This window comes from Mycolicibacterium aromaticivorans JS19b1 = JCM 16368, assembly GCF_000559085.1.
GTDB lineage: Bacteria > Actinomycetota > Actinomycetes > Mycobacteriales > Mycobacteriaceae > Mycobacterium > Mycobacterium aromaticivorans.
The window spans coordinates 1,911,338-1,935,503 of record NZ_JALN02000001.1; the positions used below are offsets into that span (position 1 = coordinate 1,911,338).

The following is a 24,166-nucleotide window of genomic DNA, read 5'->3' on the forward strand; positions in this document are numbered from 1 at the left end:
GCCCAACGTGTACTCCTAGCTTGTGACGAGCTCTAGTGTGCCCAGGTCGCGGATGGCGGCGCAGCCCCGGCGCAGCATCGCGGCCATCATGTCGTCGCCGCGTTCGGTTTCCACCGCGAACGCACAACCCAGCGCGGAGATCAGCGGAACCTGAATCATCCCCAGAAGGTAGTCGTGCCAGCAGGTGGCCGCGTCGTAGTCGCTGACCCCGGTGTCGAGCAGGGCCCGGTGGTAGTCCGCGACGAGATCCCGCTCCGCCTCGGCCCGCAGCGCGGGCTCCAGGCTGGTTCCGGTGAAGTACGCCAGGTCGCGGCCTGCCAGCCCGACACCGAGGGTCTGCCAGTCGACCACGCTGACCCGGTCACCGTCGAAGAGCAGGTTGTCCAGTCGGTAGTCACCGTGCAGCAGCGCAAACCGGTCCGGGGCGTTCAGCAACCATGGTGTCACCAGATCCATTGCTGCTACCAATGTTTCGGCGTCCTGCGTGTTCAGCCTGGATCCGAGTTTGTCGATGGTGATGCCTGCGGCCATTTTCGAGATGTCGCCGAGACCCCGGATGGCGTCCTCCCCGACGACCGACATCGCCAGCCCGGGGAAGGTCTGCCAGCGTTCGTCGCACCAGGTCGGTCCGTGCAGACCCGCCAGCGCGCGCACCGCCAGGCGGGCCTCGGGCAGATCGCAGCCGGCGATCTGATCGCCCTGAACGGCTGGGGCCTGATCGGCCAGCAACAGGGCGTAACTGGCTCCATCATCGGCGATCTCGACGTGGTAGCACTGCGGGATCGGGATGGTCACCAGCTCGGCGACGGATTGATAGAACGCGCACTCGCTGCGGTAACCCAGTGTCACCCGGTCCCGGACGGCGTCGTCGTTGGCGGGCAGTTTCAGGATGAAGCTGCCCGGCAGGTTGTCCGGGTTGCCGGCATAAGTGGCCGTGAGGCGGAACGTCGCGCCCGTCTGACCGGTGCCCACCGGAGCCACCTCGACGGCGTCGACCTCGGCCGCCGAGCCGGAACTGCGCAGGACGCCGGCCAGCCAATCGCTGGTGACATCGGTGGGATAGCGAGGGATCGCGGTCGCGGCGCTCATGGTGTGGGCTGCCTTCCGTCGGAGCGTTGTCGGTCGACGAAGCGCACAGCCATCCGGTCGAGCAAGCCGGGTGCCAGCCGCGCGAAAAGCCATGCCGCGCGGGCCTGGCGAGGTGCGACCAGGAGGGCCTTGTTGCGTTCGATGGCCCGCAGCGTATCGGCGGCCAACCGGTCCGGGCTATAGAAAGTCTCATTGCGCTGGCCCATTCGGTAGAACTCGCGGCCGTTGAAGTCGCCGAGCCAGCCTTTGTCGAGAATCGGGGTGTCCACCGCGGTCGGGCAGATGGCCAGCACCCCGACCCCGCGGCCGAGGGCTTCGGTGCGCAGTGCCAGCGACAGACCGACGACCGCGTGCTTTGTCATCACGTAGCTGGTGATCCGGCCGGCGGCGGCCAGACCCGCCATCGATGCGGTGTTGATGATGTGGCCACTGCGCTGGCGGACCATCTGCGGGTAGGCCGCGTGCACCCCGTGCACGACACCGCGGATGTTCACGTCGATAATGCTGTTCCACTGGTCCAGGGTGAGCAGTTCGGTGTCGCCGCCCCAGGTGATGCCTGCGTTGTTGAACAGCAGGTCGATTCGGCCTGCGTGCTCGACGACACCATCGACCGCCTGCTGCATGGCGGCGGCGTCGGTGACGTCGAGTTGCAGCGCGGTCCCCCGCTTGCTCAGCGAGGCGGCGGTGCGTTCGGCGGCGTTGCCGTCGATGTCGGTGCACAGCACGTCGGCGCCGGCGTGGGCCAGCGCTCGGCACAGTGCCGCACCGATTCCCGAGCCGGCCCCGGTGACGACCGCCTGCTTGCCCGCGAACCGCGTCACGCCGAGGCCATCCGGTCGACGTGGGCGAGCACGTCGGGATAGCGCTTGAGGTGGGCGCCGCCGTTGAGGTCCAGGACCTCGCCGGTGAGCCAGGAGGCCTGGTCCGAGCAGAGGAACAGCACCGCTTCGGCAACGTCCTCGGGCACGCCGACCCGGCCGAGCGGGGTGTTCTCGAGGTAGTCCTCGAGGACGCCGTCGGCCATGGTCACCAGTTCGGTCAGCGGGGTGTGGACGAAGCCGGGCGAGACGGCGTTGACCCGGATGCCGCGCGGCCCCATCTCGAGCGCGGCCACCTGGGTCAGCATGGCCAGTCCGGCTTTGGCCGAGCAGTAGGCGCTCATACCCGGGGCGGCGAGCCGGGCGTTGAGCGAGGTGATCGAGACCAGCGAGCCGCCCTCGCGCAGTTGGCGTCCGGCGTGCTTCATCACGATGAACGCACCGGTGAGGCAGCAGTCGACGATCGAGCGGAAGTCCTCGACGGCCAGCTCGGTGATGCGGCCGAAGCCACCGAATCCGGCGGTGTTCACCACCATGTCGACGGCTCCGACGCCCTCGAACAGTGCTGCGACACTCGCTTCGTCGGTGACATCCACACCGGTGGCGTCATGCGGTGCGCCGAGTTCGGCGGCCCGCTGCGCGGCGCCCTCGGCGTTTCGGTCGGCTATCGTCACCTGTCGCCCGGTGGCGGCCAGTCCCCGCGCAACCGCCCAGCCGATGCCCGATGCACCGCCGACGACAACCGCACGTTGCGCTGCTTTCTCCGACATCCCGCCTCCTGTGAACGCTCGCGCGGGTTCGCTCAAGTCGTGTCTACTGTAAGTGATACGGCAAGAGTCGCGGTAGAGCGGCGTCCGGACGGCGCGACCGGTTGGCCGCCAGACTCCGATACCAGAGTCAAGGCCGTCCAGCCGCGGCGCCGAGTCGGCGACCAAGGCGCTTGCGCGGGTTTCTCCGGCCGGCGACGGTGACCCGGTAAAGCCGCCAGCAGGAATAGCGGACTCAGTGCTGGCGCGATGGGGATTGGAAGGTGTGGCGGTATTCGCTGGCGGTGATTCCCACGGCTTTGTCGAAGTTGCGCCGCAGGGTTTCTGAGGTGCCGAAGCCGACCATGGCGGCGACTTCTCCGATTCGGAAGTCCGTTGTTTCCAGGAGGACTTTGGCCCGGTTGATGCGCTCGCGGGTGATCCAGTCGAACACGCTCATTCCGGTGGTCGCACGGAAGTGACGTACCAGGCTGCGTTGGCTGATGTGTTGGCGTTTGGCCAGTTCGGCCAGAGTTATGGGTTGATCGAGGTGGTCGCGGATCCACTGCAGGAGAGCGGTGGTCGGCGAGTCATGGTCGATTCGGATGGAGTCCTTTACGAATTGCGACTGGCCCCCCGGCCGGTAGGGAGGGCTCACCAAGATGCGGCCGGTGTCGTTGGCGATGGCTTGCCCACGGTCGAGAGCGATCAGATGCAAAGAGAGGTCGGTGGCCGAGAAGATGCCGCCAGAGGTGTGCACGGGTCCGTCGTCGATGTACAGGTGATCGGTGTCCAGGCGCACGCGGGGAAACGCGTCCCGGAACTCCTTGGTCAGGATCCAGTGGGTCGTGGCGCGGCGAGAATCCAAGATTCCGGCTTGAGCCAGCAGAAATGCACCGCCGCAGAAAGACACCATGCGCGCACCAGCTCGATATGCGCAGTCCAGACTGGCGAGCACGGGTCCGCTGCGTCGAGTCAGCGGTTCTGCCACGCCGGGCACGATAACGGTGTCGGCAGTGTTCATCGCGTCAAGGCTCGCGAGGTGACCCACCTCCAACCCGGATGGCAACAGATAGCGAGGGTGCTCGCCGCACAGAACGACTTCGTAGGGGCTCTCCAGGTCGGAGATGACCTCCGCGAGCGCTGGCATGGGTGGGCCGAAGATCTGTTGTGCCACAGCAACTTCCAGCGCTACCGAATCCGCGACCACCAAGACCGCGATGACGTGCTTGTCGCGACCCCGTGAAGTGCTCGGACCCTGCGCGGTGGTCAATCAGTCTCCTCCGAGAGTCGTCGACCGGGCTCGCATCTCCCGTTAGACAGACAGGTCGGCCCGATCCGTGGCATCTCTGGCCCGATCCGTGTGACGACAGCGTATCGAGCCATCCATGATTACGTCAGGAGACGAAATAGAGCTCCTCGGGAATCGACAGAGACACAGCTGTGTTCCTCCCGTAGTCCGAATACTAGACAGACAGGTCTACTCAATAAAGGAGTCGTCATGGCGGAGCATTCAAACGGTCGGCCACCCGTGGCGTTGGTGACTGGCGCGACATCGGGCATCGGTCGGGCGGTTGCGCTCGACCTGGCACGCGATGGGTTCGAGGTGATCGTGCACGGCCGTGACCCCGGGCGCGGCGCGGCCACGGTCAAGGAGATCGAGGACAAGGGTGGGCATGCCCGCTTCGTAGCAGCGGACTTGGCTGACGCCGATGCCGTGACTGCGTTGGCTGCCGAAGCCGGTGAAGTGGAGGTACTGGTCAACAACGGCGGCATTTCCTGGTTTGGTCCGAGCGCCGACCTGGATACCGAGACCTTCGACCATCTCTTCGACAGCAATGTCCGTGCCGCCTACCAACTTGTAGCGGCACTGGCACCCGGGATGGCCAAGCGGGGGCACGGCAGCATTATCAGCGTGGACAGCATGGCCGGACATATCGGGCTGGCCGGCGGGGCGGCCTATGGCGCGACGAAGGCCGCCCTGACCGCGATGACTCGGGCCTGGGCGGCCGAGTTCAGCCCGTCGGGGGTGCGGGTCAACACGGTGGCCCCGGGCCCGGTGTTCACCGCTGAGTCCAAACGTGAGCTGATCGAAAGCCTGGCGACGACCACATTGCTCGATCGCGGTGCGCAACCGCAGGAGATCTCCGAGGTCATCGCATTCCTGGCCTCCGACAAGGCGAGTTACATCACCGGGGTCGTCATTCCCGTCGACGGTGGCCGGACGGCGGTGTAGATCATGACCGGTATCTACCAGCCGAGCCCCAGCGATCGGGTTCGCGAGCAAGTCGCACTCTACGAAGCCACCAATGGCCGAGAGGGCGCAACGTTGGAGGACCGACCAGTGGTCATTTTGACCACCATCGGGGCCAAGACGGGCAGCATCCGTAAGAACCCGGTGATGCGGATCAAAGAGGGTGACACCTACGTCGCAGTGGCATCGGCCGCGGGCGCCACCAGCCACCCGGCGTGGTACCGCAACATCATCGCTCACCCGCAGGTGACATTGCAGGACGGCGCGACCATCTATCAATTGCATGCCAGGGAAGTCCGGGGTGCGGAAAAGGCTCACTGGTGGGAAATCGCCGAACGCTTCTGGCCGCACTTCCCGGAGTACCGAGCCATGGCCGGCAGCCGCGAAATCCCGGTAATGCTGTTGGAGCCCGTCGAAACACCTGTTACTACAACCGAAGTCGGCGGCGAATGGAACGGCGAGAGCTGATGGCCCCCACCACTGGACCGATGCCGACGTCACCGCCTCGCCGTTCGGCGCGTCAACGCTTACTCGAGGCGGCCGACGAACTGTTCTACGACGAAGGCGTCCAGACCGTGGGCATCGACCGCGTCATCGAACGAGCCGGGGTGGCCAAGGCATCGCTGTACAACACCTTCGGAAGCAAAGAGGAGTTGGTGCGCGCCTATCTCGACGCGCGCCACGAGCGGACGACCGCTCGCCTCCACGCCGCCGTCGAACGCCACAGCGACCCTGTTGCACGGGTGTTCGCAGTCTTCGACGCCCAAGCTGACATGATCGCGCAGCCCACCTTTCGTGGCTGCGCGTTCATGTCGGCCGGCGCGGAGGCACCACCGGGGGGATTGGTCGAAGACGCAGTGGACTCCTACCGCGCCGACATCCGCGCACTGTTCACCCGCCTTGCCACAGAAACCGGAGCGCCCGACCCCACGACCTTGGGACGTCAACTCCACCTGCTCTACGACGGCGCCATCATCAGCGGGCAGTTGGACCGCGACCCCTCCATTACCGTCGCAGCGCGCGCCGCGGTCGCGGCGTTGCTCGATGCCGCCCTGCTCTGACCAGCCTCAGTCGAGACGATCACCGATGACTGCGTCATGACGACCAACACAAGCGAGGAACCGCGTCCATGGGCCAAGACCTCGATGCGCAGCTCGCGGCGCTCGCCGCTGAGGGCGTTGGATCCCGCACCGGAAGTATGCCCGCGAATACACAGTGGACCGCCAGAGCGCTGTGAGGCCCATCTCAGGGAAATCTGGACGATTAGCACATGCAGCCGATCAATCGATCATTCGTATTCAAATCCCTGGCTGCCACTCTGGCAGTGGGAGCTTTCGCGGTGATGGCAACAATCGCCGTAGAGTCGGGAATACCGGCAGGTCCAACCGCAGGCGTCGTGGCTAGTTGCAGTGGCAACTGCGCGACGGGCAATGCAACGGCTACGGCGCCTACCACCATGCAAGTTGGTGTGACCGTCGGGCCGGAGCCGATTACCACCACTTCTGCCGCGGCCGGTCATTAGGCGGGCCCGACGGGAGTACGCCCGAGCAAGTTCGTGTGTGAGGGCGCGGTGCTGACGGGCCACTCAGGGCTTGCCAGTCACACCCGTCCGTGGTCTGAAGCCAAAAGCGGCGCAATGGGGAGTGAAGTCGTCTGTACTGCACGAACTTTGAGTGGCCAGGGCCGGGATCGAACCGGCGACCTTCCGCTTTTCAGGCGGACGCTCGTACCAACTGAGCTACCTGGCCGGAAGGCACTGCGTCAATCCAATGCCTCACCACACACATGGCGACCCTGACGGGACTCGAACCCGCGACCTCCGCCGTGACAGGGCGGCGCGCTAACCAACTGCGCCACAGGGCCTTACTCGTACTGCTCGCATCCGACGTTACCGTCGTCGCGCGTACCCCCAACGGGATTCGAACCCGTGCTACCGCCGTGAAAGGGCGGCGTCCTAGGCCACTAGACGATGGGGGCCAGAACCGAATCACTTCGGGGTACTCACAACGAGTGCACGTTAGAGCGTCGTTAGCTTAGGGCACCACAGGCTCAATCCCAAAACCGAGGGCCACCACCGAAGGCAGTATTGTGTGCGACGCGCCCCTATAGCTCAGTCGGTAGAGCTACGGACTTTTAATCCGCAGGTCCCAGGTTCGAGCCCTGGTGGGGGCACAACAGGGGAATGAACGGGTTTTCGCAGAAGCGGACCTTTCTGACATCGCCCGTCACCGTCGGGGGTGACCTATCGTGAACGACATGAGTGACGGGGCCTCGCAGCCCGAGGGTGGCGCCGGGCACGGACCGCGCCACGGCGTCGACCGGCAGACCGGCAGGCATGTGATCGCGCGTCTCGTCGGCCCCGAACACGACCAGACCGTCCAAGCGGTCGTCGACCAGCTTTCCGGTGAGCAGAGCGCCGTCGACGCGATCGTCGACGACGCCGTGTCGGACCCCGAACGCCTGGAGGTTTTGAAGCGGCTGGGCAACCACGACGACTTCCGCAGCGCGACGCTGGATCGCGTGGCAGTCCTGACCGCCGAGGCGCTGGGCACCCCGATGGCAGCGGTGTCCATCGTGTACCCCGACCGCCAGGTGCTGGCGGGTAGCACCGCGAGCGACGAAGAGCTGCCCCGAGTGCGGCCGATCGAGATGTCGATCTGCAAGTTCACCGTCGCCAGCCGCGAGCCGCTGGTGGTCGACGACACCCGAGCGCATCCTCTCCTGGCCGACCATCCAGCCGTCAAGGAAGGGGTGCTGGCGTACGCCGGTATTCCGTTGATCGATGGCAACGGCCACGTCGCGGGGACACTCTGTACGTGGGACACTCGCCCGCGGCACTGGTCCAGCGGCCAGGTTCAGATACTCAACGATCTCGCCGCCGTCGCGCGCCAGCGGCTACTGGCCGAGCCGCGCGACACGTGATCTTTGCCAAAGTTCGCCACACGGGGGGATATGTGACTCGACGGGTAGTTCTATCGGGTAGCGTCCCACCTGTGGTTCGGTGGGTGAAGTGAGCGGTCATGGCTACACGAACTCTTCAGGTCGAGAATTCGCCGACCGCGCCGGCCGGTAACGGCAAACACGCGCCGCGGAAGAAAACATTTGCCGAGCGGGTTCGAACCGACCCGCTGAGCACCATCATCACCGTCTCGATCGACGTTCTTTCGGTGTCGATCGCGACCGCCCTCGGCGCGTGGTGGGCGACGTCCCGGAACGATTATCCGCCGGACCTGTGGTTGGCCATCTTGTTCGTACCGGTCGTCGTCGCCACGCTCGCCGCGCGAGGGGTCTACCGGCGTCGCCTGAACCGGGAATTCCTCGATGAAATCGGGCCCATCGAAGCGACAGTCGCGATTTCCACGATGTTCCTGCTCGCCGGCATGCTGCTCACCCAGGAGTCCGGTCGACCGGGGTCGACCGTGCTGAAGATCTGGCTCTGCGCCGCGGTGCTGATGCCATTCGGCCGGCTGGTCCGGGTGATCGTCCAGCGCAGCCTGCGGCGACACCATCACCTCGTGGCGCCGACTCTCATCGTCGGCAACGGTCGCGTCGCCGGCCACATCATCAACCGCCTCGAAGAGTTCCCGGAATACGGTCTCGGGCCGGTCGGAATCATCGACGCCGAACCGTGGTTCGGTCAGGCGGGCGACCCGCGGCCCGATATCCCCTACCTGGGCCCGCCGGAGAACATCGACAAGGCGATTCAAGAGACCGGCGCGCAGAACGTTGTCATCGCGTTCTCCCGGACCCAAGACCAAGTGCTCACCCATGTGGTTCGGGCTGCCCACCAGAACGGCCTACGGGTCTGGGTGGTCCCGCGCATGTTCGACACGATCGGCGAGCGGGCCCGAATCGAGCACGTCGGCGGCACCCCACTGCTGGCGCTGCCCCACACCAACCCGCGCGGCTGGCAGTTCACCGTCAAGCACGTCTTCGACCGGGTGATGTCCTTCCTTCTGCTGCTGTTTATCTCACCGGTCTTCCTCACCCTGGTGCTCCTGGTGAAGCTGAGCTCGCCCGGGCCGATCTTCTTCCGCCAGCCACGGGTGGGCCGCGACGGACGCGTCTTCGACTGTCTGAAATTCCGCACCATGCGGGCACCCGACGCCGCCGATGCGGCTTTCCAGCTCAAGACCGGCGCCGCGCCCGGTGGTGTGGAGGGTGTCGACCGTCGCACAAAGATCGGCAAAATTCTGCGCGCCACATCACTCGACGAGCTGCCGCAGTTCCTGAACGTGCTCAAGGGCGAGATGAGCTTGGTGGGTCCCCGGCCCGAACGGCCGGAGTTCGTCGAACTCTTCGAGGCGCAGATCCAGCGATACGGCGAGCGGCACCGGGTTCGCGCCGGTGTCACCGGCTGGGCTCAGGTGCACGGCTTACGTGGGCAGACGTCCATCGCCGATCGCGCCGAGTGGGACAACTACTACATCGAGAACTTCTCTATCGCGCTCGACCTCAAGATCTTGGCGCTGACGATTCCGGCGGTGCTGCGTCGCGCGGAGTAAAGCTTCGATAACGGCGCGGTTAGCTGGTGTGTGAAAAATACCCGGACCGGGTAACTCCCAGTTAACGCATCGGGGAGCGGGGCAGTCCTGTTTCACGCGCGCCTCAGGAGTTAACATGAGTCACCCACTCCTCACGTCTACCGATGTGATCCGCCACGCGATCGCCGACCAAGTCCGGCGCTTGGGCGGCAACGACGAGAACATCGACGACATCGCCTTCGCCGCATCTTATGCCGTGATGTGCTGGGGTTTGGCTGCGGCCGAAAGCAATTGACGCCGCCGTCCTGCCGGGCCCCTGCTTGCCGCGGAAGGGCCGTCGATCCGGCCGCCAGTTGATCTGACCCGGCCGCTAGATCCTCCGCGCTCGCAGTCCACGCTCTGCGCCAGCGACCGCGATGTTCGGCGCACAAATATTGCGCTGGCAACAATCCCCGGATGCCGAACCGGAACAGCTGACCGGTAGCTTACTTTCGCTCTCAGGGCCTGTTTCGTGGACGAACCGTCAGGACGCCACTGTTTTGGTCGGGCAGGTGTCGCCCAGGTAATGAATTCCCTTGTCGCGCTCCCCTATCGGCGGCAGATTGCGGGCCGGCGTGTGGATCAGCGGTGCGTCGACGGGAATGCGGCCGGTCGCACGATCCCAGCCCGCACGCGCACGCGGGTGCATCCGACGACGCTCGGGCAACGCCTTGAACGCCAGGTTGACCATGCGGCCGAACAATCTGTGCAGACGCTCATCTCGCTTCGACCACGTGTAGCCCATCAGGTCGCGGACCGGCTGGCCGTAGAGCCCGACGGTGATCCAGACCGCGAACGGGCCGAGCGCTTTGAGGTAGGCCGACCACAGAAAGTCCGGAATCCACTGCAGTGAAGGATGTTTGGGCATCGTAGACAGGTCGAGGACCTCGCGAGTGGCCCAATTGTTCTCGAGCACGTTGCGGCACATGTGATCCCAGTACAGCTGGAACTCTTCCCAACTTGCCGGCACCGGGCGCATGCTCATGCCGTACATCCGGTACCACGTTACGTGCTCATCGAACAGCTGGCGCTTCTGGTCCTCGGTCAGGCCGTCACCGAAGTACTCGGCAGTCAGCACCGTGCCCATGAAAAACGTTGCGTGGGCCCAATAGAAGACGTCGGGGTTGAGCGCGCTGTAGCGGCGTCCCTGAGCGTCCACCCCCTTGATCGGAATGTGGTAGTCACGCACTTCGGCACCTGTTGCCGGCGACCGATCGCCGTCGAACACCACACCGCCGATGGGGTAGAGCGATCGCAACAGCCGAGGCAGCCGCTCCATGAAGAAGATCGAGTGCTGCTCGACGGCAGCGCCGAGTTGAGGATGCATGTTCTGCATCGATCCGGCCCATGGCCCCTGCAGCAGCCCGCGCCAGTCACCGAAGTATTTCCACGTCAGCGACTCGGGCCCGAGTACCGCCGGCGGGCTGTCATACCCGGCGTCGGTCACCGGGCAGCCGGCCGCCACGTGCGCGCCCTCGCTGGTGACGGGGCACGTTTCGGAAGTATCTTGACTCAACTGGTGACCTTCCCAAGGAAGCCTGGCATTTTGACTACATACGTTGTCACCAAGAGCTTAGGAGCGATGTGACGCCGGGTCAACGACGGGGCCGCTGGTCCGGCGTCCCGCTGCCGGACCGGCAGGCGCTGCGCAGAGACGAACTGATCAGCGCCGGCGTCACGCTGCTCGGCAGCCCCGGCGGCCCAGCGCTGACGGTGCGGGCGGTCTGCCGCCACGCCGGCCTGACCGAGCGGTACTTCTACGAAAGCTTTTCCGACCGTGACGAGTTCGTCCGAGCCGTGTACGACGACGTCTGCAATCGCGCCATGACTGCGTTGATGTCGGCCGCGACACCGCGCGCGGCAGTCGAACAGTTCGTGAGTCTGATGGTGGACGATCCGGTTCGGGGCCGCGTGCTGCTGCTGGCGCCGCAGGTCGAAGCCGTGCTGATCCACTCCGGCGCCGAGTGGATGCCCAGCTTCATCGAGCTGTTGCAGAGCAAGCTGACCGCGATCAGCGATCCGGTGCTGCAGAAGATGATGGCCACCGGGTTGATCGGGGCGCTGACAGCCCTGTTCACCGCCTACCTCGACGGCCAGCTTCCCGCGTCGCGCGAGCAGTTCATCGATTACTGCGTAGACCTGCTGCTCACCCCGACGGCGAGTTATCCGCCGGCGACCTGACCCGCTACACCCGGAACGTTGCCGGTCTGATCCAGCTCGCTCGACGCGCTCTGATCCGCTTCGGCTTGGGCCTTGGCGAGCTGCTCCTCATAGTCGGCACGAGCCTGGCGACCCTCGGGGCTACCGATTGAGTTACCCGGTACGCCGGCCGTCGCGAAAGTGTTGTTGCAGTTCAGGTAGAGCAACACGCGGTTGCCGGCGTTGGTGCCGCTGGAGTCGAGGAAGTCGGCGCTGCGCGATCCGGTGACGATGCATTGGTCGGTCGGCAGGAAGCTGCCGACCCGGGTGGCAATGGTCGCCGACTGACCGGCGTCGCTGATCGCCTGCGCCGCATCAGCATAGGTCTGGCCAGCGTATTCGTTGGTTGCCGACGCGGTGCCGGAGCCGAACATCGCAACCGATGCCACCGCCGAACCGAGCGCACCGACGCCGAGGACCAAATAGTTCTTCATCGCGACCTCCGACATGTGCGTTGCCTGGGCATTTGCGTACCAAATGCTGGATGTTTCCGGTGCGCAAATAGTACGACGGGTCGTAAGAGTCTGCAGTCCGGCGGACGAGGGCCGCGAACCGTTACCAACATGCCGCAGGGGGAACTTGAATGTCACCGAGATACACAGATATATTGAGTGCAACCACTAGGAACAGATAACTGGAGGGTTCATGTCGAAAGACCTGACCGACCTCGATCTCCTGCACGAGCTGGAACCGGTGGCGGAGAAACTCATCAACCGCCACATGACGATGATGAAGGACTGGAACCCCCACGACTACATCCCGTGGTCGGACGGCAAAAACTACTACGCCCTCGGCGGCCAGGACTGGGATCCCGAGCAGTCGAAGCTCTCCGAAGTCGCCCGCACGGCGATGGTGCAGAACCTCCTGACCGAGGACAACCTGCCCGCCTACCACCGCGAGATCGCGATGAACTTCTCGATGGACGGCCCGTGGGGCTACTGGGTGAACCGGTGGACCGCCGAGGAGAACCGGCACGGCATCTCGATCCGCGACTACCTGGTGGTCACCCGCAACTGCGATCCCGTCGAGCTCGAAGAGCTGCGGATGGAACAGATGACCCGCGGCTTCTCGCCGGGCCAGAACCAGCAGGGCGATCTGTTCGCCGAGAGCCTGTTCGACTCGGTCATGTACGTCAGCTTCCAGGAACTGGCGACCCGGGTGTCGCACCGCAATACCGGCAAGGCCTGCAACGACCCCGTCGCCGAGCAGCTGCTGGCCCGGATCTCCAACGACGAGAACCTGCACATGATCTTCTACCGCGACGTCAGCGAGGCCGGTTTCGACGTGGCCCCCAACCAGGCGATGAAGTCCCTGCACCGGGTGCTGCGCAACTTCAAGATGCCCGGATACACCGTGCCGGACTTCCGGCGCAAGGCCGTCATCATCGCCATGGGCGGCGTATACGACCTGCGTATCCACCTCGACGACGTGGTGATGCCAGTGCTCAAGAAGTGGCGCATCTTCGAGCGCGACGACTTCACCGGCGAAGCTGCGGCAATGCGCGACGACCTGGCGAACCTGATCACGGAAATCGAAGAGGCCTGCGACAAGTTCGAAGAGTCCAAGGCTCGCAAGCTCGAGCGCGACGCGCGCCTCGCCGAGAAGCGCAGCGCCAAGGCATTGGCAGGGGCGGCAACATAGTCGACATCGCACCAGCGGCCACCGGGCTGCGGATCGGGCCTTTCGCCCTCCGCAGCCCGGTTGTCTTGGCGCCCATGGCCGGCGTCACCAACGTCGCGTTCCGCACCCTGTGCCGCGAGCTCGAGGAGGCACGAGCCGGAACGGTGTCGGGCCTCTATGTCTGCGAGATGGTCACCGCCCGCGCGCTCGTCGAACGTCACCCGGTCACCCTGCACATGACGACGTTCGCTCCACAGGAGTCGCCACGTTCGTTGCAGCTCTACACGGTTGATCCGGCAACGACCTATGAGGCCGCCCGGATGATCGTCACCGAGGACCTCGCCGACCACATCGACATGAACTTCGGCTGCCCGGTGCCCAAGGTGACCCGTCGCGGCGGCGGGGCCGCGCTGCCGTACAAGCGACGCCTCTTCGGCCAGATCGTGGCCGCCGCCGTCCGCGCCACCGCGGGCACCTCAGTGCCGGTGACCGTGAAATTCCGGATCGGCATCGACGACGACCACCGCACCCACCTCGACGCAGGCCGGATCGCCGAGCAGGAGGGCGCCGCGGCGGTCGCGCTGCATGCGCGCACCGCCGCCCAGCGATATTCCGGGACCGCCGACTGGGACGAGATCGCCCGCCTCAAGGACGCGGTGACGACGATCCCGGTCCTCGGCAACGGCGACATCTTCGAGGCCAACGACGCCCTGGCGATGATGGCCTCCACCGGGTGTGACGGAGTCGTCATCGGTCGCGGTTGCCTGGGCCGGCCCTGGCTGTTCGCGGAGCTCTCGGCGGCGTTCACCGGCTCGCCGACGCCGACCCCGCCGACGCTCGGCGAAGTCACCGACATCATCCGCCGCCACGGCGAGCTGCTGGCCGATCACTTCGGCGAAGACAAGGGCATGCGCGACATCCGCAAGCACGTCGCCTGGTATCTGCACGGCTTCCCCGCAGGCGCCGACATCCGGCGGGCGTTGGCACTGGTAAAGACCCTGGCGGAGCTCGACAGCCTGCTCGACCGCCTCGACCGCGACATCCCGTTTCCGGATGCCGCAACGGGGCCGCGGGGCCGGCAGGGGTCGGCGTCGTCGGTCACCCTGCCGGAAGGCTGGCTCGACGACCCCGACGACTGCACGGTGCCTGCGGGGGCCGATGTGATGAACTCCGGAGGCTGAACCGAGACGGTCCCGACACCTGTGCGAGCTAGCGGTTCGACGGCTTGTCTCAGTACGATGGTGATCTTGTCTTGTCGCGGGCCGCTGGAGTGGCGGACAGCCACCGACTGCTGCTACAAGACATAGGACAGTTGAGACGGCCGCGCATCGATGCCGGCCGAGGTGTCGGTACCGCCGGACCATCATTTGCATGCGCGTCGATGCGCACGACCCAGAGTCGGAGGCGACTGGAACATGAGTGACGGCGGCAACGCCACTCCTGGCCAGCACCGCGCCCCCGATGAGGGCGACCGGGTGACCAGGACTCCTCGAGCCGCGGCCGGCGCCGCGCCCTGGGAGCGGGTGACAGCGTCCGCTCCCCCGAGCGGCAACCACACCCAGGGCGTCACCGTCGCCGACCTGATCGCGAAGGTATCCGGCTCCCGAGCCGCGATCGAGCCCGCCCGGCACCGTGCCGAGGACGACGAGTACGAAGACGACGTCACAGATCTCCCCGACCTGACCGATCTCACCGAGCCCATCCCGGTCGTCACCGCCGCGTACGCCGACGAAGTGCCCGACCTCGAGGCGATTCGACGCGCGCGCGGTGCGTTGGCCGCTGACCCCGACCCGGCGCCGGCGAGCACGACGACGAAGAAGGCCAAGTCGCGCCGCAAGCCCGTGCTGCTGGCCGGGCGATCCGCTGCGGCGCTGTTCGCGGTGTCGGCCCTGGTGCTGACCGGCGGCGCCTGGCAGTGGCAGTCCACCAAGAACAATCTGCTGCGCAATGTCGCGGCGCTGGACACCAATTCGCGCGACATCATCGATCCGAACGCGCAGTTCGGTGACGAGAACTTCCTGATCGTCGGCGTCGACAGCCGCAGCGGCGCCAACGGCGAGATGGGTGCCGGCACCACCCAAGACGCGGGCGGCGCCCGGTCGGACACAGTGATGCTGGTCAACGTCCCCGCTGACCGCAAGCGCGTCGTCGTGGTGTCGTTCCCCCGCGACTTGGCCATCACTCCCGCGTATTGCCAGGCGTGGGACCCCGACACCGGTAAGTACGGCCCGGTCACCGACAAGGCCACCGGCCAGATCAGTGACGACTACCGCTACACCGAGACGAAGCTGAACTCCGCGTACGCCTATGGCGGGCCGAAATGCCTGGTCAAAGTCATTCAGAAGATGTCGGGGCTGTCGATCAACCGGTTCATGGCTGTCGACTTCGCCGGTTTCGCCAAGATGGTCGATGCGGTCGGCGGCGTCGAGGTGTGCAGCACCACTCCGCTGAAGGACTACGAGCTGGGCACGGTGCTGGAGAAGGCGGGCCGCCAGACGCTCGACGGCCACACCGCGCTCAACTACGTCCGCGCCCGCCAGGTCACCACCGAGCTCAACGGCGACTACGGCCGCATCAAGCGCCAGCAGCTGTTCCTGTCCTCACTACTGCGCTCGATCATCTCCAAAGACACCTTGTTCAGCCTCACCAAGCTGAACAACGTGGTCAACGAATTCATCGACGACACCTACGTGGACAACGTCCGGACCAAGGACCTGGTCGACCTCGGCCAGTCGCTGCAGGGCGTCAACGCGGGCCGAATCACGTTCGTCACCGTGCCCACCACCGGAATCACCGACGCCGACGGCAACGAACCGCCGCGCACCCATGACATCCGCGCGTTGTTCGACGCGATCATCAACGACGATCCGCTGCCCGGCGAGAACGACACCAATGCGACGACCAGCCCGATGACGGCGTCGCAGAACGCCATTCAGGCGGCCAAGCCCGGCCAGCTCGAGCAGCCCGCACAAACCACGCAGACCGAATTGGTCAACGCCGTGACCACCGATCCGCAGGACATCACAGTGCAGGTGTCGAACTCCACCGGCCAGGACGGGCTGGGCTCGACCGCCGCCACCGCGCTGAAGCAACATGGTTTCCACGTGCTGGCCCCGGACGACTACACCGGCGCCGTCACCGCGACCACGGTGATGTTCTCGGCCGGCAACGAGCAAGCCGCCGCCACCGTCGCCGCGGCGTTCCCGGCCGCGCAGATGGAGCGGATGGACGGCCTTGGCGAAACCGTTCAGGTGGTGCTCGGGCCCGATTTCAGCAGTGTCGCCGCCCCGCCGCCGAGCGGATCGGCCGTCAGCGTGCAGGTCAGCCACAACTCCAAGAGCACCCCCACCGCGCTCCCCGAGGACCTCACGGTCACCAACGCCGCGGACGTCACCTGCGAATAAGCCGAGATGTGTGGCAGTTCGCGTTCATTCACCGTTCGTTCATTCCCCCTCGGCATACTGGCAGCACTTGCAGAAAGTAGGGTGGATGGCATGCGGACCGCGTACCACGAGCAACTCGATGCTCTAACCAACCAGCTGGCTGAAATGTGCCGGATGGCCGGTGTCGCGATGGAAAGAGCGACACAGGCCCTTCTTCAGGCCGATCTGGCGCTGGCCGAGCAGGTCATCACCGACCACGACAAAATTTCCTCTGCCAGTGCCCGCGCAGAGGAAGCCGCCTTCGTGCTGCTAGCGCTGCAGGCGCCGGTCGCCGGCGACCTGCGTGCGGTTGTGAGTTCGATTCAGATCGTCGCCGACGTCGATCGAATGGGAGCCTTGGCCCTGCACGTCGCCAAGATCGCCCGCCGTCGCCACCCGCAGCACGCGCTTCCGGAAGAGGTGAATGGTTACTTTGCCGAAATGGGTCGTGTCGCAGTGGAACTCGGTGAGAGCGCCCGCGAAGTTCTGTTGTCGCGCGACCCCGAAAAGGCTCGGCGGATCCGGGAAGAAGACGACGCGATGGACGACCTGCACCGCCATCTCTTCACGGTGCTGATGGACCGCGAGTGGAAGCACGGCGTCGCCGCGGCAGTGGACGTCACGCTGCTAGGCCGGTTCTACGAACGCTTCGCCGACCATACCGTCGAGATCTCGCGGCGGGTGATCTTCCAGGTGACCGGTCGATTACCGCAAGACGAGGAAATCTCCACCTACTGACGTTGGGCCGGCCCTCCGCTCAGGTGTAAATCGAGGGAACGATTCTGTAGCCGGCGCCCCGGATCGTCCTAATGAATTCGCCGTGTTCGGGGTCGTGCCCAAGCTTCTCCCTCAGCCGCCTCACATGAACCGCCACCGTGTTGGTATCAGACGCACGCCCCCAGACGGCATGACTGATCTCGTCACTACTGGCGACGTCACCCTCTCGCTCGATGAGATACATCAGAAGTTCGAGTTCGCGTTGAGTGAGCTGCACATGACGCCCGCGTACACGCGTTTCGTGACCGCGCAGATCGACCCGAATCGGTCCGGCTGCGACGATTTTTCGCTCCTGCCGCGAACTACTGCCGAAAGCGAATGGTGCGATGGCGGTGATGTCGTACGGACGGGAGATAACGGCGGAGGCGCCAGCGGCCAAAGCGGCCCGCACGAGGTCGTTTTCCCCGACCGCGCTACCGACGAGGATCGGCACTGTCGACCGGTTCCTCACGGCTGAAGCCACGTCGACCGTGTCCACCGTGTCGGTTCTCGCCGCGATAACGAGTACATCGGGGGACTCGGCGCCGACAGCAAATAGTGCCTCAGCGCCATCGCGGCACCACGTCGTCTGAATACCGAACGCAGTGGCGTCCTCGATCAACTGCGTGGCGATCGCTTCGTCACCATCCGTGAGTACAAGAGACCCGCGAGCGGCCACCATATCCGGGCGATCGCGAGAATTCTCCTGGCCGACTACCATGTGGATCCGCCGAACTTGGACGCCATGTCCACCCAGCCTTCCGGTATCGCTACTACCTCCCCAGTCGCGAACAACCGTCGGTGGCTAGCCGAACCGCCCGGAGATGTAGTCTTCAGTCGCCTTCTGCCCCGGATTGGAGAACATCCTCTCGGTGTCTCCGATCTCGACCAGACGCCCCGGCTTCCCCGTTGCCTCGAGGTTGAAGAACGCCGTCTGATCACTCACCCGCGCGGCCTGCTGCATGTTGTGAGTGACGATCACTATCGTGAAGTCTTGTTTCAGTTCGGCGATCAGATCCTCGATCGCGAGCGTCGAAATCGGGTCGAGCGCCGAGCAAGGCTCGTCCATCAGAAGGACATCGGGTTGCACCGCGATGGCTCGGGCGATGCACAACCGCTGCTGCTGACCGCCCGACAATCCGCCGCCGGGCTTGTCCAACCGATCCTTGACCTCGTTCCAGAGGTTGGCGCCCCGCAGAGATCGCTCCGCAACTTCGTTGAGCGTTTTGGTGTTCCGCAGTCCTTGCAGCCGGAGACCGGCGACAACGTTGTCTTTGATCGACATCGTCGGAAACGGGTTGGGCCGCTGGAAAACCATACCGATGGTCTTCCGAACCGCGACGGGATCCACTCCGGCGGCGTAAATGTCCTCACCGTCCAGCAATACGGAACCCTCGACATGCGCGCCCGGGATCACTTCGTGCATCCGGTTCAGAGCACGCAGGACGGTGGACTTACCGCACCCTGACGGCCCGATGAACGCCGTCACGTTGCGCGGTGGCACCGACATGCTGACGTCGGCGACAGCATGAAACTGTCCGTAGTAAATGTTGACGTCTTTGAGGTCTATGCGTTTGGCCATTGAAAGCTCCTGTCGGGCTTCGGATTAACGTCGTGCGGTAAGCATGCGGGTGACCAAGGCCGCAGCCAGGTTCAAGATGCCTACCAGAATGATCAGCGTGAGGGCCGCACCCCAGATTCGAAGGAAGCCCGCGTGCTGTGGGTTGGTGAGTTCGGTGTAGATCAGCAGCGGCAACGAAGCCATATTGCCTTCAAAGATATCGAAGTTGATGGATCGGCTGTAGCCGACAAGGACCAGCACCGGCGCCGTCTCACCGATGACGCGCGCCACCGAAAGCAACACGCCAGAAATGATGCCGGGCAGTGCGGTCGGTACGACTACCCGCAAGATTGTGATCCACTTCGGAATTCCCAAGGCGTAACTGGCTTCTCGCAACTCGTCGGGAACAAGTTTGAGCATTTCTTCGGTGTTCCGCACGACTACGGGAAGCATGAGTAGCACCAGAGCCAACGACACCGCGAACGAACTCTGGGGAAATCCCATCGTGGCGATCCACAAGCTGAAAATGAACAGCGCAGCAACGATCGACGGTACGCCGGCCAAGACGTCCACCATGAACGTAGTGGCTTTCGCCAGTACGCCCGTGCCGTATTCCACCAAGTAGACCGCGGCCATCAATCCGAGCGGCACGGCAACGACGGCGGCAACGGCCGCCTGGACGAGTGACCCGTAGATCGCGTGGTAGACGCCGCCGGCGAATTGTTCGGGGAGAACCCCCTGGAGGGAGTGCGTCCACCACCCCGACCGAGTCACCGCGTACCAGCCACGTTCGATTACCATCCACAACACCCAAACCAATGGGACGACAGCGATTCCGAACGCGATCAGAAACAGCGAGCTGGCCACCCGGTTCTTGATCTTTCGTCCCGGGCTAATCGGGTGGAACGTCGGTCCTTTGACGGGTTGATCGAGAGTGGCACTCATCATCCGTTGACCCTTCCGCCTGCGACTGCGCGGGCTGCCGAATTGACGATGAACGTCAAGGCGAACAATACGAAGCCCGCCGCGATGTAAGCGCCCGTTGGCAGCGGTTCACTGAACTCTGCTGCGGCAGAGGCGATCTTGGATGCGAAGGTATATCCGCCGTCGAAGAGCGACCAGCTGCCGGCCTTGGCCGCCGAGCGCAGGATGATCAAGACGGCTACCGTCTCGCCGAGAGCGCGGCCCAGGCCGAGCATTGACGCGGCAACGATGCCGCTTCGCCCGAAAGGTAGGACGGTCATCCTGATCACTTCCCACTTCGTCGCGCCGAGCGCTTGCGCCGCTTCGATATGGGGCTTGGGGGTTTGTCGGAACACTTCACGCGATACCGACGTGACGATCGGGAGAATCATCACGGCCAAAACGATGCCTGCGGTGAATATGGTGCCTCCACCGGCCAGTGACACATTGCCCTGCTTGAACAGGAACAGCCACCCCAAGGTGCGATTGAGGAACGTCGCGATGGGCTCAAGGTTGGGCGCCAGCACGAAGATTCCCCACAAGCCGAAGATGATCGAGGGCACCGCAGCCAGCAGGTCGACCATAACGCTGAAGGGCCGAGCAAATCGCGCGGGCGCGTACTGGGTGAGGAAAATCGCGATACCGACCGAGACGGGGACAGCCAGCAGCAGCGCGAATACCGAGCTCAAAACCGTGACCATGAAAAGGTCACGGATACCGAAGGCAAGATTTTCGGCATCCGTGGTGCTGAACTCGGCGCTCGTAAAGAAGTTCACGTGATTGACCCGCAGCGACGGAACTGCGCGGATCAGCAAGAAGATCGCGATGAGAGCGATCGCGATCACGATTGTCGAACCGGCGGCGGTCGCGATCGCTTTGAACGCTCGGTCGCCGAATTGACGACTGCTGGCTCCGATTGCTTTGGGGGCCTTCACTCCGGCCGGTCCCGGCATACCCGGAATGGACATGTCTTGAATGCTAGTGCCATCCGCGAGGGGCGCCTCCTTGGAAGACGCCCCAGGCGGACGGACTTCAGGCTCTAGAGCCATCGAAACCTCTGATCAGGAAATCGCGTTGACGGCTGCCGAGAGCTTGGGCATGAATGCGCTCGGAATCGGGATGTAGCCGTTGTCAGCCAGACCGCTCTGGCCCGGGCCGATCGCTGCCTGCAGGAACGCCTTAACAGCGGTGCCGGTATCAGCGTCGGGGTACTTCGAGCACACGATCTCATAGGTCGCCAACACGATCGGGTACGAACCCGGCTGCGTCGGCTTGTAGAAGGACGAGGTGTCGATCACCAGATCGTTGCCCTGGCCCTTGATGTTCGCGCCCGCAATCGTTTTGCCAACGGTGTCGGGTGTGATGTCGACCGGATCCGGTCCCGCAGAGGTGACGATCTTAGCCATGTTGAGCTTCTGCGCTTGAGCGAACGACCACTCGTTGTAGGTGATGGAGCCGTCCGTGGCCTTGATCGCCGCCGACGTGCCGTCGTTACCCTTCGCGCCTTCGCCGACACCGCCGTTGAAAGACTTGCCCGCGCCCTTGCCCCACGCACCGTCGGACGCGCCATTGAGGTACTGCTGGAAGTTGTCGGTGGTGCCGGACTGATCGCTACGAAATACGACGTGAATTGGCTCCGAGGGCAATTGGGCGTTGGGGTTCAACGCCTTGATGGCCGGGTCATCCCAGGTGGTGACGGCGCCGTTGAAGATCTTGGCGGCGGTCGGACCGTCGAGCACCAGTGAGTCAACGCCCTTGACGTTGTATGTGATCGCGATCGGACCGAAGACTGTCGGCAGGTTCCAGGCGGGAGATCCGCAGCGCTGCGCAGCCTTGTCAGGCTCGCCCTTCGATGCATCCAGCGGCACATCAGACCCACCGAAATCTGTTTGCTTGCCGATAAATTCACTGATCCCAGCGCCAGAGCCGTTGGCGGTGTAGTTCAGCGTCTGCCCTGAACAGGCTTGCTCGAACGCGTTGACGAACCGAGTCATGGCGTTCGCTTGCGCGGTCGAGCCACTTGCCTTCAACGTCTTCTTGCCGCCGCAGCTAACCTTAGAACCGGAAGCGCCGGCGGTACCGGACGCGCCCGACGTCGTCGCCGACGTGTTGTTGTTGTTGCTGCCGCATCCTGATAACACCAGAGCGCTTGCCGCGAGCAGGCTTAGCGCTGCGCCGGATCGGTTGAGCTTCACGTAACTCCTCTAGAGCCGGGGTGGCGAGTTTGTCGTCCACCGGGTCACACCGAATCACGGAACAAGCGTTCCGCCGAGCAGTCGATCGCTGCCCGACAGGGAACCTATGGTTCGACTATGAATAGTCGATCGACCGACGATGAACGGAAGATGAACCAGTGGGTTTGCCCTACGTAGGCTCGGAAACCACTTGGAACGACCCGTCCTGATACGCGGTGTCCACGTTGGACACCGCAAAGCCAAGTCGCTCGTACGTTCGCACCGCGGCGGAATTGTCCGCTTCGACGTAGAGAATGACTGCGGGGTTTTCCAACGAATCCAGACGCCGGGCCAGATGCTCGATGCCCACCAGGGTGAGCAGACGGCCCAGTCCGCGGCCCTGCGCGGCGGGGTCCACACCGACCACGTAGACCTCGCCCAGCCCGGGATGGTCGGAGTGCACTTTGGTCCAGTGGAAACCGAGCAACTGGTCGGTGTCGTCGTCGATGGCAAGGAACAGACCCGCTGGATCGAACCACGATTCACGGCGCCGCTCGTCGAGGTCTGATGAACCCCAGCCGCCTTGTTCGGGATGCCAGGAGAAAGCGGCGTTGTTCACCCGCAGCAGCTCTGCGTCGTCGGCCGGGCCGGCGTACGTGCGAATCCGAATACCTTCGGGCACAACAACTTCAGGGATGTCTCGAAGTGTGCGGCGCATCTGCATGAGTTCGCGGACCACCGTCATCCCGAGCGCGTCGGCCACCGCCCGGGCCGCGGGCAGGGTGCCGTGCGCCCAGAACCGGACCGCACCGCCGGCGGCGTCCACGGCGGTCACGAGCAGCGCCGAGCCGATACCGCGCCGTCGGGCCTGGGGTGCCACGACGAGCTCACCCATCGCTTCGGCGTCGTCGCGTCCCGGCGTGAGGTTGAGGTAGCCGACCACGTCGTCTCCGTCGGTGGCGACCAGGTGCCGGGTGCGCGACTGCGGCAACTCCCGGAGGACCTGCTCACCCACCGGCGCGACCCCGTCGGTTCGGGTGGCGGCCTCGATCACGGCGCGCACCTGCTCCTGCTCGGCCGGGGTCAGGGCGGTGCGCCAGTGCGGGGCGCTCACTGACTGCGCAACGGCTGCGACACCGGGCCCGACCGCACGCTCATCGAATCCGAGATGTCCTCGCCGTCATCGAACGCGTCCTCGTCGTCGTCCTCGGTGAAGTCCGACTCGACGGGCGCCGGACGCCCCCTGGCCGGACGGACCGCTTTGTAGCCGACGTTGCGGACCGTTCCGATCAGCGATTCGTATTCGGGTCCGAGTTTGGCGCGCAGACGCCGCACGTGGACGTCCACGGTGCGGGTGCCGCCGAAGAAGTCGTAGCCCCACACCTCTTGGAGCAGCTGCGCGCGGGTGAACACCCGGCCGGCGTGCTGCGCCAGATACTTCAGGAGTTCAAATTCTTTGTAGGTGAGGTCCAACGGGCGGCCGCGCAATCGCGCGGTGTAGGTGCCTTCATCGATGACCAGTTCCCCGAGGCTGACCTTGCCCGCGCTCTCCTGGGTGGCCACTCCGCCGCGCCGGCCGACCAGCAGGCGCAGCCGGGCGTCGATCTCCGCGGGGCCGGTGCTGGGCAGCAGGATCTCGTCCAGACCCCAGTCCATGTTGACGGCGACCAGGCCGCCCTCGTTGACGACGGCCACCACTGGCACCGACGTGCCGGTCGTCCCGAGCAGGCGACACAGGCCGCGGGCGGCCGCCAGGTCGGTGCGCGCGTCGACGATCGCGATGTCCGCCGAGCCCGCCTCCAGCAGCGACGAGACTTCGGTGGGCGCCGACCGCACGTTGTGTGCGAGCAACGCCAGCGACGGCAGCACCGATTCTGGGTGCGGGTCGACGGTGAGAAGTAGCAGGTCCAACAAACTCTCCAATGCCCCGGATACTCATCGTCGACAGCGCCGTCGCGGTGACCCACCAGACTCATGGGCGACATATGGCCGTTACCCAGCCATGGGTCATCTAACTTTAACCCGCCACCTGCTATTTAGC

At 64.8% G+C, this 24,166-nt stretch carries 24 protein-coding genes and 4 tRNA genes; 12 read left to right on the forward strand and 16 right to left on the reverse strand.

Annotated features, from left to right (window positions below):
* Positions 1–15: 15 nt before the first annotated feature.
* The 4 genes from Y900_RS09225 to Y900_RS09240 all read right to left on the reverse strand — a co-directional run bounded on the left by Y900_RS09225 (position 16) and on the right by Y900_RS09240 (position 3,926).
* Complete coding sequence (locus tag Y900_RS09225; RefSeq protein WP_036341519.1) at positions 16–1,089, reverse strand: phosphotransferase family protein; 1,074 nt, start codon at positions 1,087–1,089, stop codon at positions 16–18.
* Entirely contained in the window at positions 1,086–1,910 is an 825-nt protein-coding gene (locus Y900_RS09230) for an SDR family NAD(P)-dependent oxidoreductase (RefSeq protein ID WP_036341522.1), read from the reverse strand. The genes Y900_RS09225 and Y900_RS09230 overlap by 4 nt, the downstream gene beginning before the upstream one ends.
* Positions 1,907–2,677 (reverse strand): SDR family NAD(P)-dependent oxidoreductase, encoded by a 771-nt coding sequence (locus Y900_RS09235; protein WP_036341526.1) that lies wholly within the window; start codon positions 2,675–2,677, stop codon positions 1,907–1,909. Before Y900_RS09235 ends, Y900_RS09230 begins: the two co-directional genes overlap by 4 nt.
* A gap of 232 nt (positions 2,678–2,909) precedes the next feature.
* The gene (locus Y900_RS09240; RefSeq protein WP_051659975.1) at positions 2,910–3,926 is read right to left on the reverse strand and encodes a GlxA family transcriptional regulator; all 1,017 of its coding nucleotides are present in this window, start codon (positions 3,924–3,926) and stop codon (positions 2,910–2,912) included.
* 228 nt (positions 3,927–4,154) lie between these two features.
* On the opposite strand from Y900_RS09240, the gene Y900_RS09245 reads away from it, so the two are divergent.
* The 3 genes from Y900_RS09245 to Y900_RS09255 are packed head-to-tail and all read left to right on the forward strand — an operon-like array spanning position 4,155 to position 5,968.
* Positions 4,155–4,889, forward strand: a complete 735-nt coding sequence (locus tag Y900_RS09245; RefSeq protein WP_036341529.1) for an SDR family NAD(P)-dependent oxidoreductase — start codon at positions 4,155–4,157, stop codon at positions 4,887–4,889.
* A gap of 3 nt (positions 4,890–4,892) precedes the next feature.
* Positions 4,893–5,375 (forward strand): nitroreductase family deazaflavin-dependent oxidoreductase, encoded by a 483-nt coding sequence (locus Y900_RS09250; RefSeq protein ID WP_051659976.1) that lies wholly within the window; start codon positions 4,893–4,895, stop codon positions 5,373–5,375.
* Positions 5,375–5,968, forward strand: coding sequence for a TetR/AcrR family transcriptional regulator (locus tag Y900_RS09255; protein WP_202807777.1), 594 nt, complete (start codon positions 5,375–5,377; stop codon positions 5,966–5,968). Before Y900_RS09250 ends, Y900_RS09255 begins: the two co-directional genes overlap by 1 nt.
* Before the next feature lie 613 nt (positions 5,969–6,581).
* Here the strand turns inward: Y900_RS09255 and Y900_RS09260 are convergent.
* The 3 genes from Y900_RS09260 to Y900_RS09270 form a co-directional block, all read right to left on the reverse strand.
* Positions 6,582–6,655, reverse strand: a tRNA-Phe gene (locus Y900_RS09260).
* A gap of 38 nt (positions 6,656–6,693) precedes the next feature.
* Positions 6,694–6,770 (reverse strand) — tRNA-Asp (locus Y900_RS09265).
* Positions 6,771–6,811: 41 nt separating this feature from the next.
* Positions 6,812–6,884: transfer RNA gene (locus tag Y900_RS09270), tRNA-Glu, on the reverse strand.
* 122 nt (positions 6,885–7,006) lie between these two features.
* Between Y900_RS09270 and Y900_RS09275 the strand changes: the two genes are divergently transcribed.
* The 4 genes from Y900_RS09275 to Y900_RS32705 all read left to right on the forward strand — a co-directional run bounded on the left by Y900_RS09275 (position 7,007) and on the right by Y900_RS32705 (position 9,686).
* Positions 7,007–7,079, forward strand: a tRNA-Lys gene (locus Y900_RS09275).
* Positions 7,080–7,163: 84 nt separating this feature from the next.
* A complete protein-coding gene (locus tag Y900_RS09280) occupies positions 7,164–7,829 on the forward strand; it encodes a GAF domain-containing protein (RefSeq protein ID WP_131536126.1) in 666 nt (221 codons plus the stop codon).
* 98 nt (positions 7,830–7,927) lie between these two features.
* The gene (locus Y900_RS09285; protein ID WP_036341531.1) at positions 7,928–9,412 is read left to right on the forward strand and encodes a sugar transferase; all 1,485 of its coding nucleotides are present in this window, start codon (positions 7,928–7,930) and stop codon (positions 9,410–9,412) included.
* A 115-nt stretch (positions 9,413–9,527) separates the two neighbouring features.
* Positions 9,528–9,686, forward strand: coding sequence for a hypothetical protein (locus tag Y900_RS32705; RefSeq protein ID WP_165760831.1), 159 nt, complete (start codon positions 9,528–9,530; stop codon positions 9,684–9,686).
* Between the two features lie 228 nt (positions 9,687–9,914).
* On the opposite strand, the gene Y900_RS09290 is transcribed toward Y900_RS32705, so the two are convergent.
* The gene (locus tag Y900_RS09290; protein ID WP_036341534.1) at positions 9,915–10,946 is read right to left on the reverse strand and encodes an oxygenase MpaB family protein; all 1,032 of its coding nucleotides are present in this window, start codon (positions 10,944–10,946) and stop codon (positions 9,915–9,917) included.
* Between the two features lie 68 nt (positions 10,947–11,014).
* Here Y900_RS09290 and Y900_RS09295 point away from each other — a divergent pair, with 68 nt between their 5' ends.
* Positions 11,015–11,611: a TetR/AcrR family transcriptional regulator gene (locus Y900_RS09295; protein WP_036341536.1), complete on the forward strand. Its 597-nt coding sequence runs from the start codon at positions 11,015–11,017 to the stop codon at positions 11,609–11,611.
* Here Y900_RS09295 and Y900_RS09300 read toward each other — a convergent pair.
* A complete protein-coding gene (locus tag Y900_RS09300) occupies positions 11,593–12,063 on the reverse strand; it encodes a hypothetical protein (protein ID WP_036346290.1) in 471 nt (156 codons plus the stop codon). The genes Y900_RS09295 and Y900_RS09300 overlap by 19 nt on opposite strands.
* 211 nt (positions 12,064–12,274) lie before the next feature.
* Here Y900_RS09300 and Y900_RS09305 point away from each other — a divergent pair, with 211 nt between their 5' ends.
* From Y900_RS09305 to phoU, 4 genes are all read left to right on the forward strand, one after another.
* Positions 12,275–13,270 (forward strand): acyl-ACP desaturase, encoded by a 996-nt coding sequence (locus Y900_RS09305; RefSeq protein WP_036341539.1) that lies wholly within the window; start codon positions 12,275–12,277, stop codon positions 13,268–13,270.
* Between the two features lie 26 nt (positions 13,271–13,296).
* Positions 13,297–14,430: a tRNA dihydrouridine synthase DusB gene (dusB, locus tag Y900_RS09310; RefSeq protein ID WP_036346292.1), complete on the forward strand. Its 1,134-nt coding sequence runs from the start codon at positions 13,297–13,299 to the stop codon at positions 14,428–14,430.
* Between the two features lie 234 nt (positions 14,431–14,664).
* Entirely contained in the window at positions 14,665–16,653 is a 1,989-nt protein-coding gene (locus Y900_RS09315) for an LCP family protein (protein WP_036341544.1), read from the forward strand.
* 90 nt (positions 16,654–16,743) lie between these two features.
* Positions 16,744–17,409, forward strand: coding sequence for a phosphate signaling complex protein PhoU (phoU, locus tag Y900_RS09320; protein ID WP_036341547.1), 666 nt, complete (start codon positions 16,744–16,746; stop codon positions 17,407–17,409).
* A 19-nt stretch (positions 17,410–17,428) separates the two neighbouring features.
* Here phoU and Y900_RS09325 read toward each other — a convergent pair whose 3' ends face one another.
* The 7 genes from Y900_RS09325 to Y900_RS09355 all read right to left on the reverse strand — a co-directional run bounded on the left by Y900_RS09325 (position 17,429) and on the right by Y900_RS09355 (position 24,036).
* Positions 17,429–18,148, reverse strand: coding sequence for a winged helix-turn-helix transcriptional regulator (locus Y900_RS09325; protein ID WP_036341549.1), 720 nt, complete (start codon positions 18,146–18,148; stop codon positions 17,429–17,431).
* Positions 18,149–18,232: 84 nt separating this feature from the next.
* Positions 18,233–19,009 carry a phosphate ABC transporter ATP-binding protein PstB gene (gene pstB, locus Y900_RS09330; RefSeq protein WP_036341553.1) on the reverse strand — a complete coding sequence of 259 codons (777 nt, stop codon included), beginning with the start codon at positions 19,007–19,009 and terminating at the stop codon, positions 18,233–18,235.
* A 24-nt stretch (positions 19,010–19,033) separates the two neighbouring features.
* Positions 19,034–19,933: a phosphate ABC transporter permease PstA gene (gene pstA / locus Y900_RS09335; protein ID WP_109751192.1), complete on the reverse strand. Its 900-nt coding sequence runs from the start codon at positions 19,931–19,933 to the stop codon at positions 19,034–19,036.
* Positions 19,933–20,904: a phosphate ABC transporter permease subunit PstC gene (gene pstC, locus Y900_RS09340; RefSeq protein ID WP_036341559.1), complete on the reverse strand. Its 972-nt coding sequence runs from the start codon at positions 20,902–20,904 to the stop codon at positions 19,933–19,935. Before pstC ends, pstA begins: the two co-directional genes overlap by 1 nt.
* 108 nt (positions 20,905–21,012) lie before the next feature.
* Positions 21,013–22,146 carry a phosphate ABC transporter substrate-binding protein PstS gene (pstS, locus tag Y900_RS09345; protein ID WP_036341561.1) on the reverse strand — a complete coding sequence of 378 codons (1,134 nt, stop codon included), beginning with the start codon at positions 22,144–22,146 and terminating at the stop codon, positions 21,013–21,015.
* Positions 22,147–22,315: 169 nt separating this feature from the next.
* Positions 22,316–23,239: a mycothiol synthase gene (gene mshD / locus Y900_RS09350; protein WP_036341563.1), complete on the reverse strand. Its 924-nt coding sequence runs from the start codon at positions 23,237–23,239 to the stop codon at positions 22,316–22,318.
* The gene (locus tag Y900_RS09355; protein WP_036346294.1) at positions 23,236–24,036 is read right to left on the reverse strand and encodes a winged helix-turn-helix transcriptional regulator; all 801 of its coding nucleotides are present in this window, start codon (positions 24,034–24,036) and stop codon (positions 23,236–23,238) included. Before Y900_RS09355 ends, mshD begins: the two co-directional genes overlap by 4 nt.
* Positions 24,037–24,166 lie beyond the last annotated feature (130 nt).

What these genes read in the sequence shown, in the direction of transcription:
- Y900_RS09235 (WP_036341526.1), bottom strand. Translation starts at nt 2,677, where the DNA reads ATGTCGGAGAAAGCAGCGCAACGTGCGGTTGTCGTCGGCGGTGCATCG.
- pstC (WP_036341559.1), bottom strand. Translation starts at nt 20,904, where the DNA reads ATGCCGGGACCGGCCGGAGTGAAGGCCCCCAAAGCAATCGGAGCCAGC.
- Y900_RS09285 (WP_036341531.1), top strand. Translation starts at nt 7,928, where the DNA reads ATGGCTACACGAACTCTTCAGGTCGAGAATTCGCCGACCGCGCCGGCC.
- phoU (WP_036341547.1), top strand. Translation starts at nt 16,744, where the DNA reads ATGCGGACCGCGTACCACGAGCAACTCGATGCTCTAACCAACCAGCTG.
- Y900_RS32705 (WP_165760831.1), top strand. Translation starts at nt 9,528, where the DNA reads ATGAGTCACCCACTCCTCACGTCTACCGATGTGATCCGCCACGCGATC.
- Y900_RS09305 (WP_036341539.1), top strand. Translation starts at nt 12,275, where the DNA reads ATGTCGAAAGACCTGACCGACCTCGATCTCCTGCACGAGCTGGAACCG.
- Y900_RS09250 (WP_051659976.1), top strand. Translation starts at nt 4,893, where the DNA reads ATGACCGGTATCTACCAGCCGAGCCCCAGCGATCGGGTTCGCGAGCAA.
- pstB (WP_036341553.1), bottom strand. Translation starts at nt 19,009, where the DNA reads ATGGCCAAACGCATAGACCTCAAAGACGTCAACATTTACTACGGACAG.
- Y900_RS09225 (WP_036341519.1), bottom strand. Translation starts at nt 1,089, where the DNA reads ATGAGCGCCGCGACCGCGATCCCTCGCTATCCCACCGATGTCACCAGC.
- Y900_RS09315 (WP_036341544.1), top strand. Translation starts at nt 14,665, where the DNA reads ATGAGTGACGGCGGCAACGCCACTCCTGGCCAGCACCGCGCCCCCGAT.
- Y900_RS09300 (WP_036346290.1), bottom strand. Translation starts at nt 12,063, where the DNA reads ATGAAGAACTATTTGGTCCTCGGCGTCGGTGCGCTCGGTTCGGCGGTG.
- pstA (WP_109751192.1), bottom strand. Translation starts at nt 19,933, where the DNA reads ATGAGTGCCACTCTCGATCAACCCGTCAAAGGACCGACGTTCCACCCG.
- Y900_RS09280 (WP_131536126.1), top strand. Translation starts at nt 7,164, where the DNA reads ATGAGTGACGGGGCCTCGCAGCCCGAGGGTGGCGCCGGGCACGGACCG.
- Y900_RS09245 (WP_036341529.1), top strand. Translation starts at nt 4,155, where the DNA reads ATGGCGGAGCATTCAAACGGTCGGCCACCCGTGGCGTTGGTGACTGGC.
- Y900_RS09325 (WP_036341549.1), bottom strand. Translation starts at nt 18,148, where the DNA reads ATGGTAGTCGGCCAGGAGAATTCTCGCGATCGCCCGGATATGGTGGCC.
- Y900_RS09255 (WP_202807777.1), top strand. Translation starts at nt 5,375, where the DNA reads ATGGCCCCCACCACTGGACCGATGCCGACGTCACCGCCTCGCCGTTCG.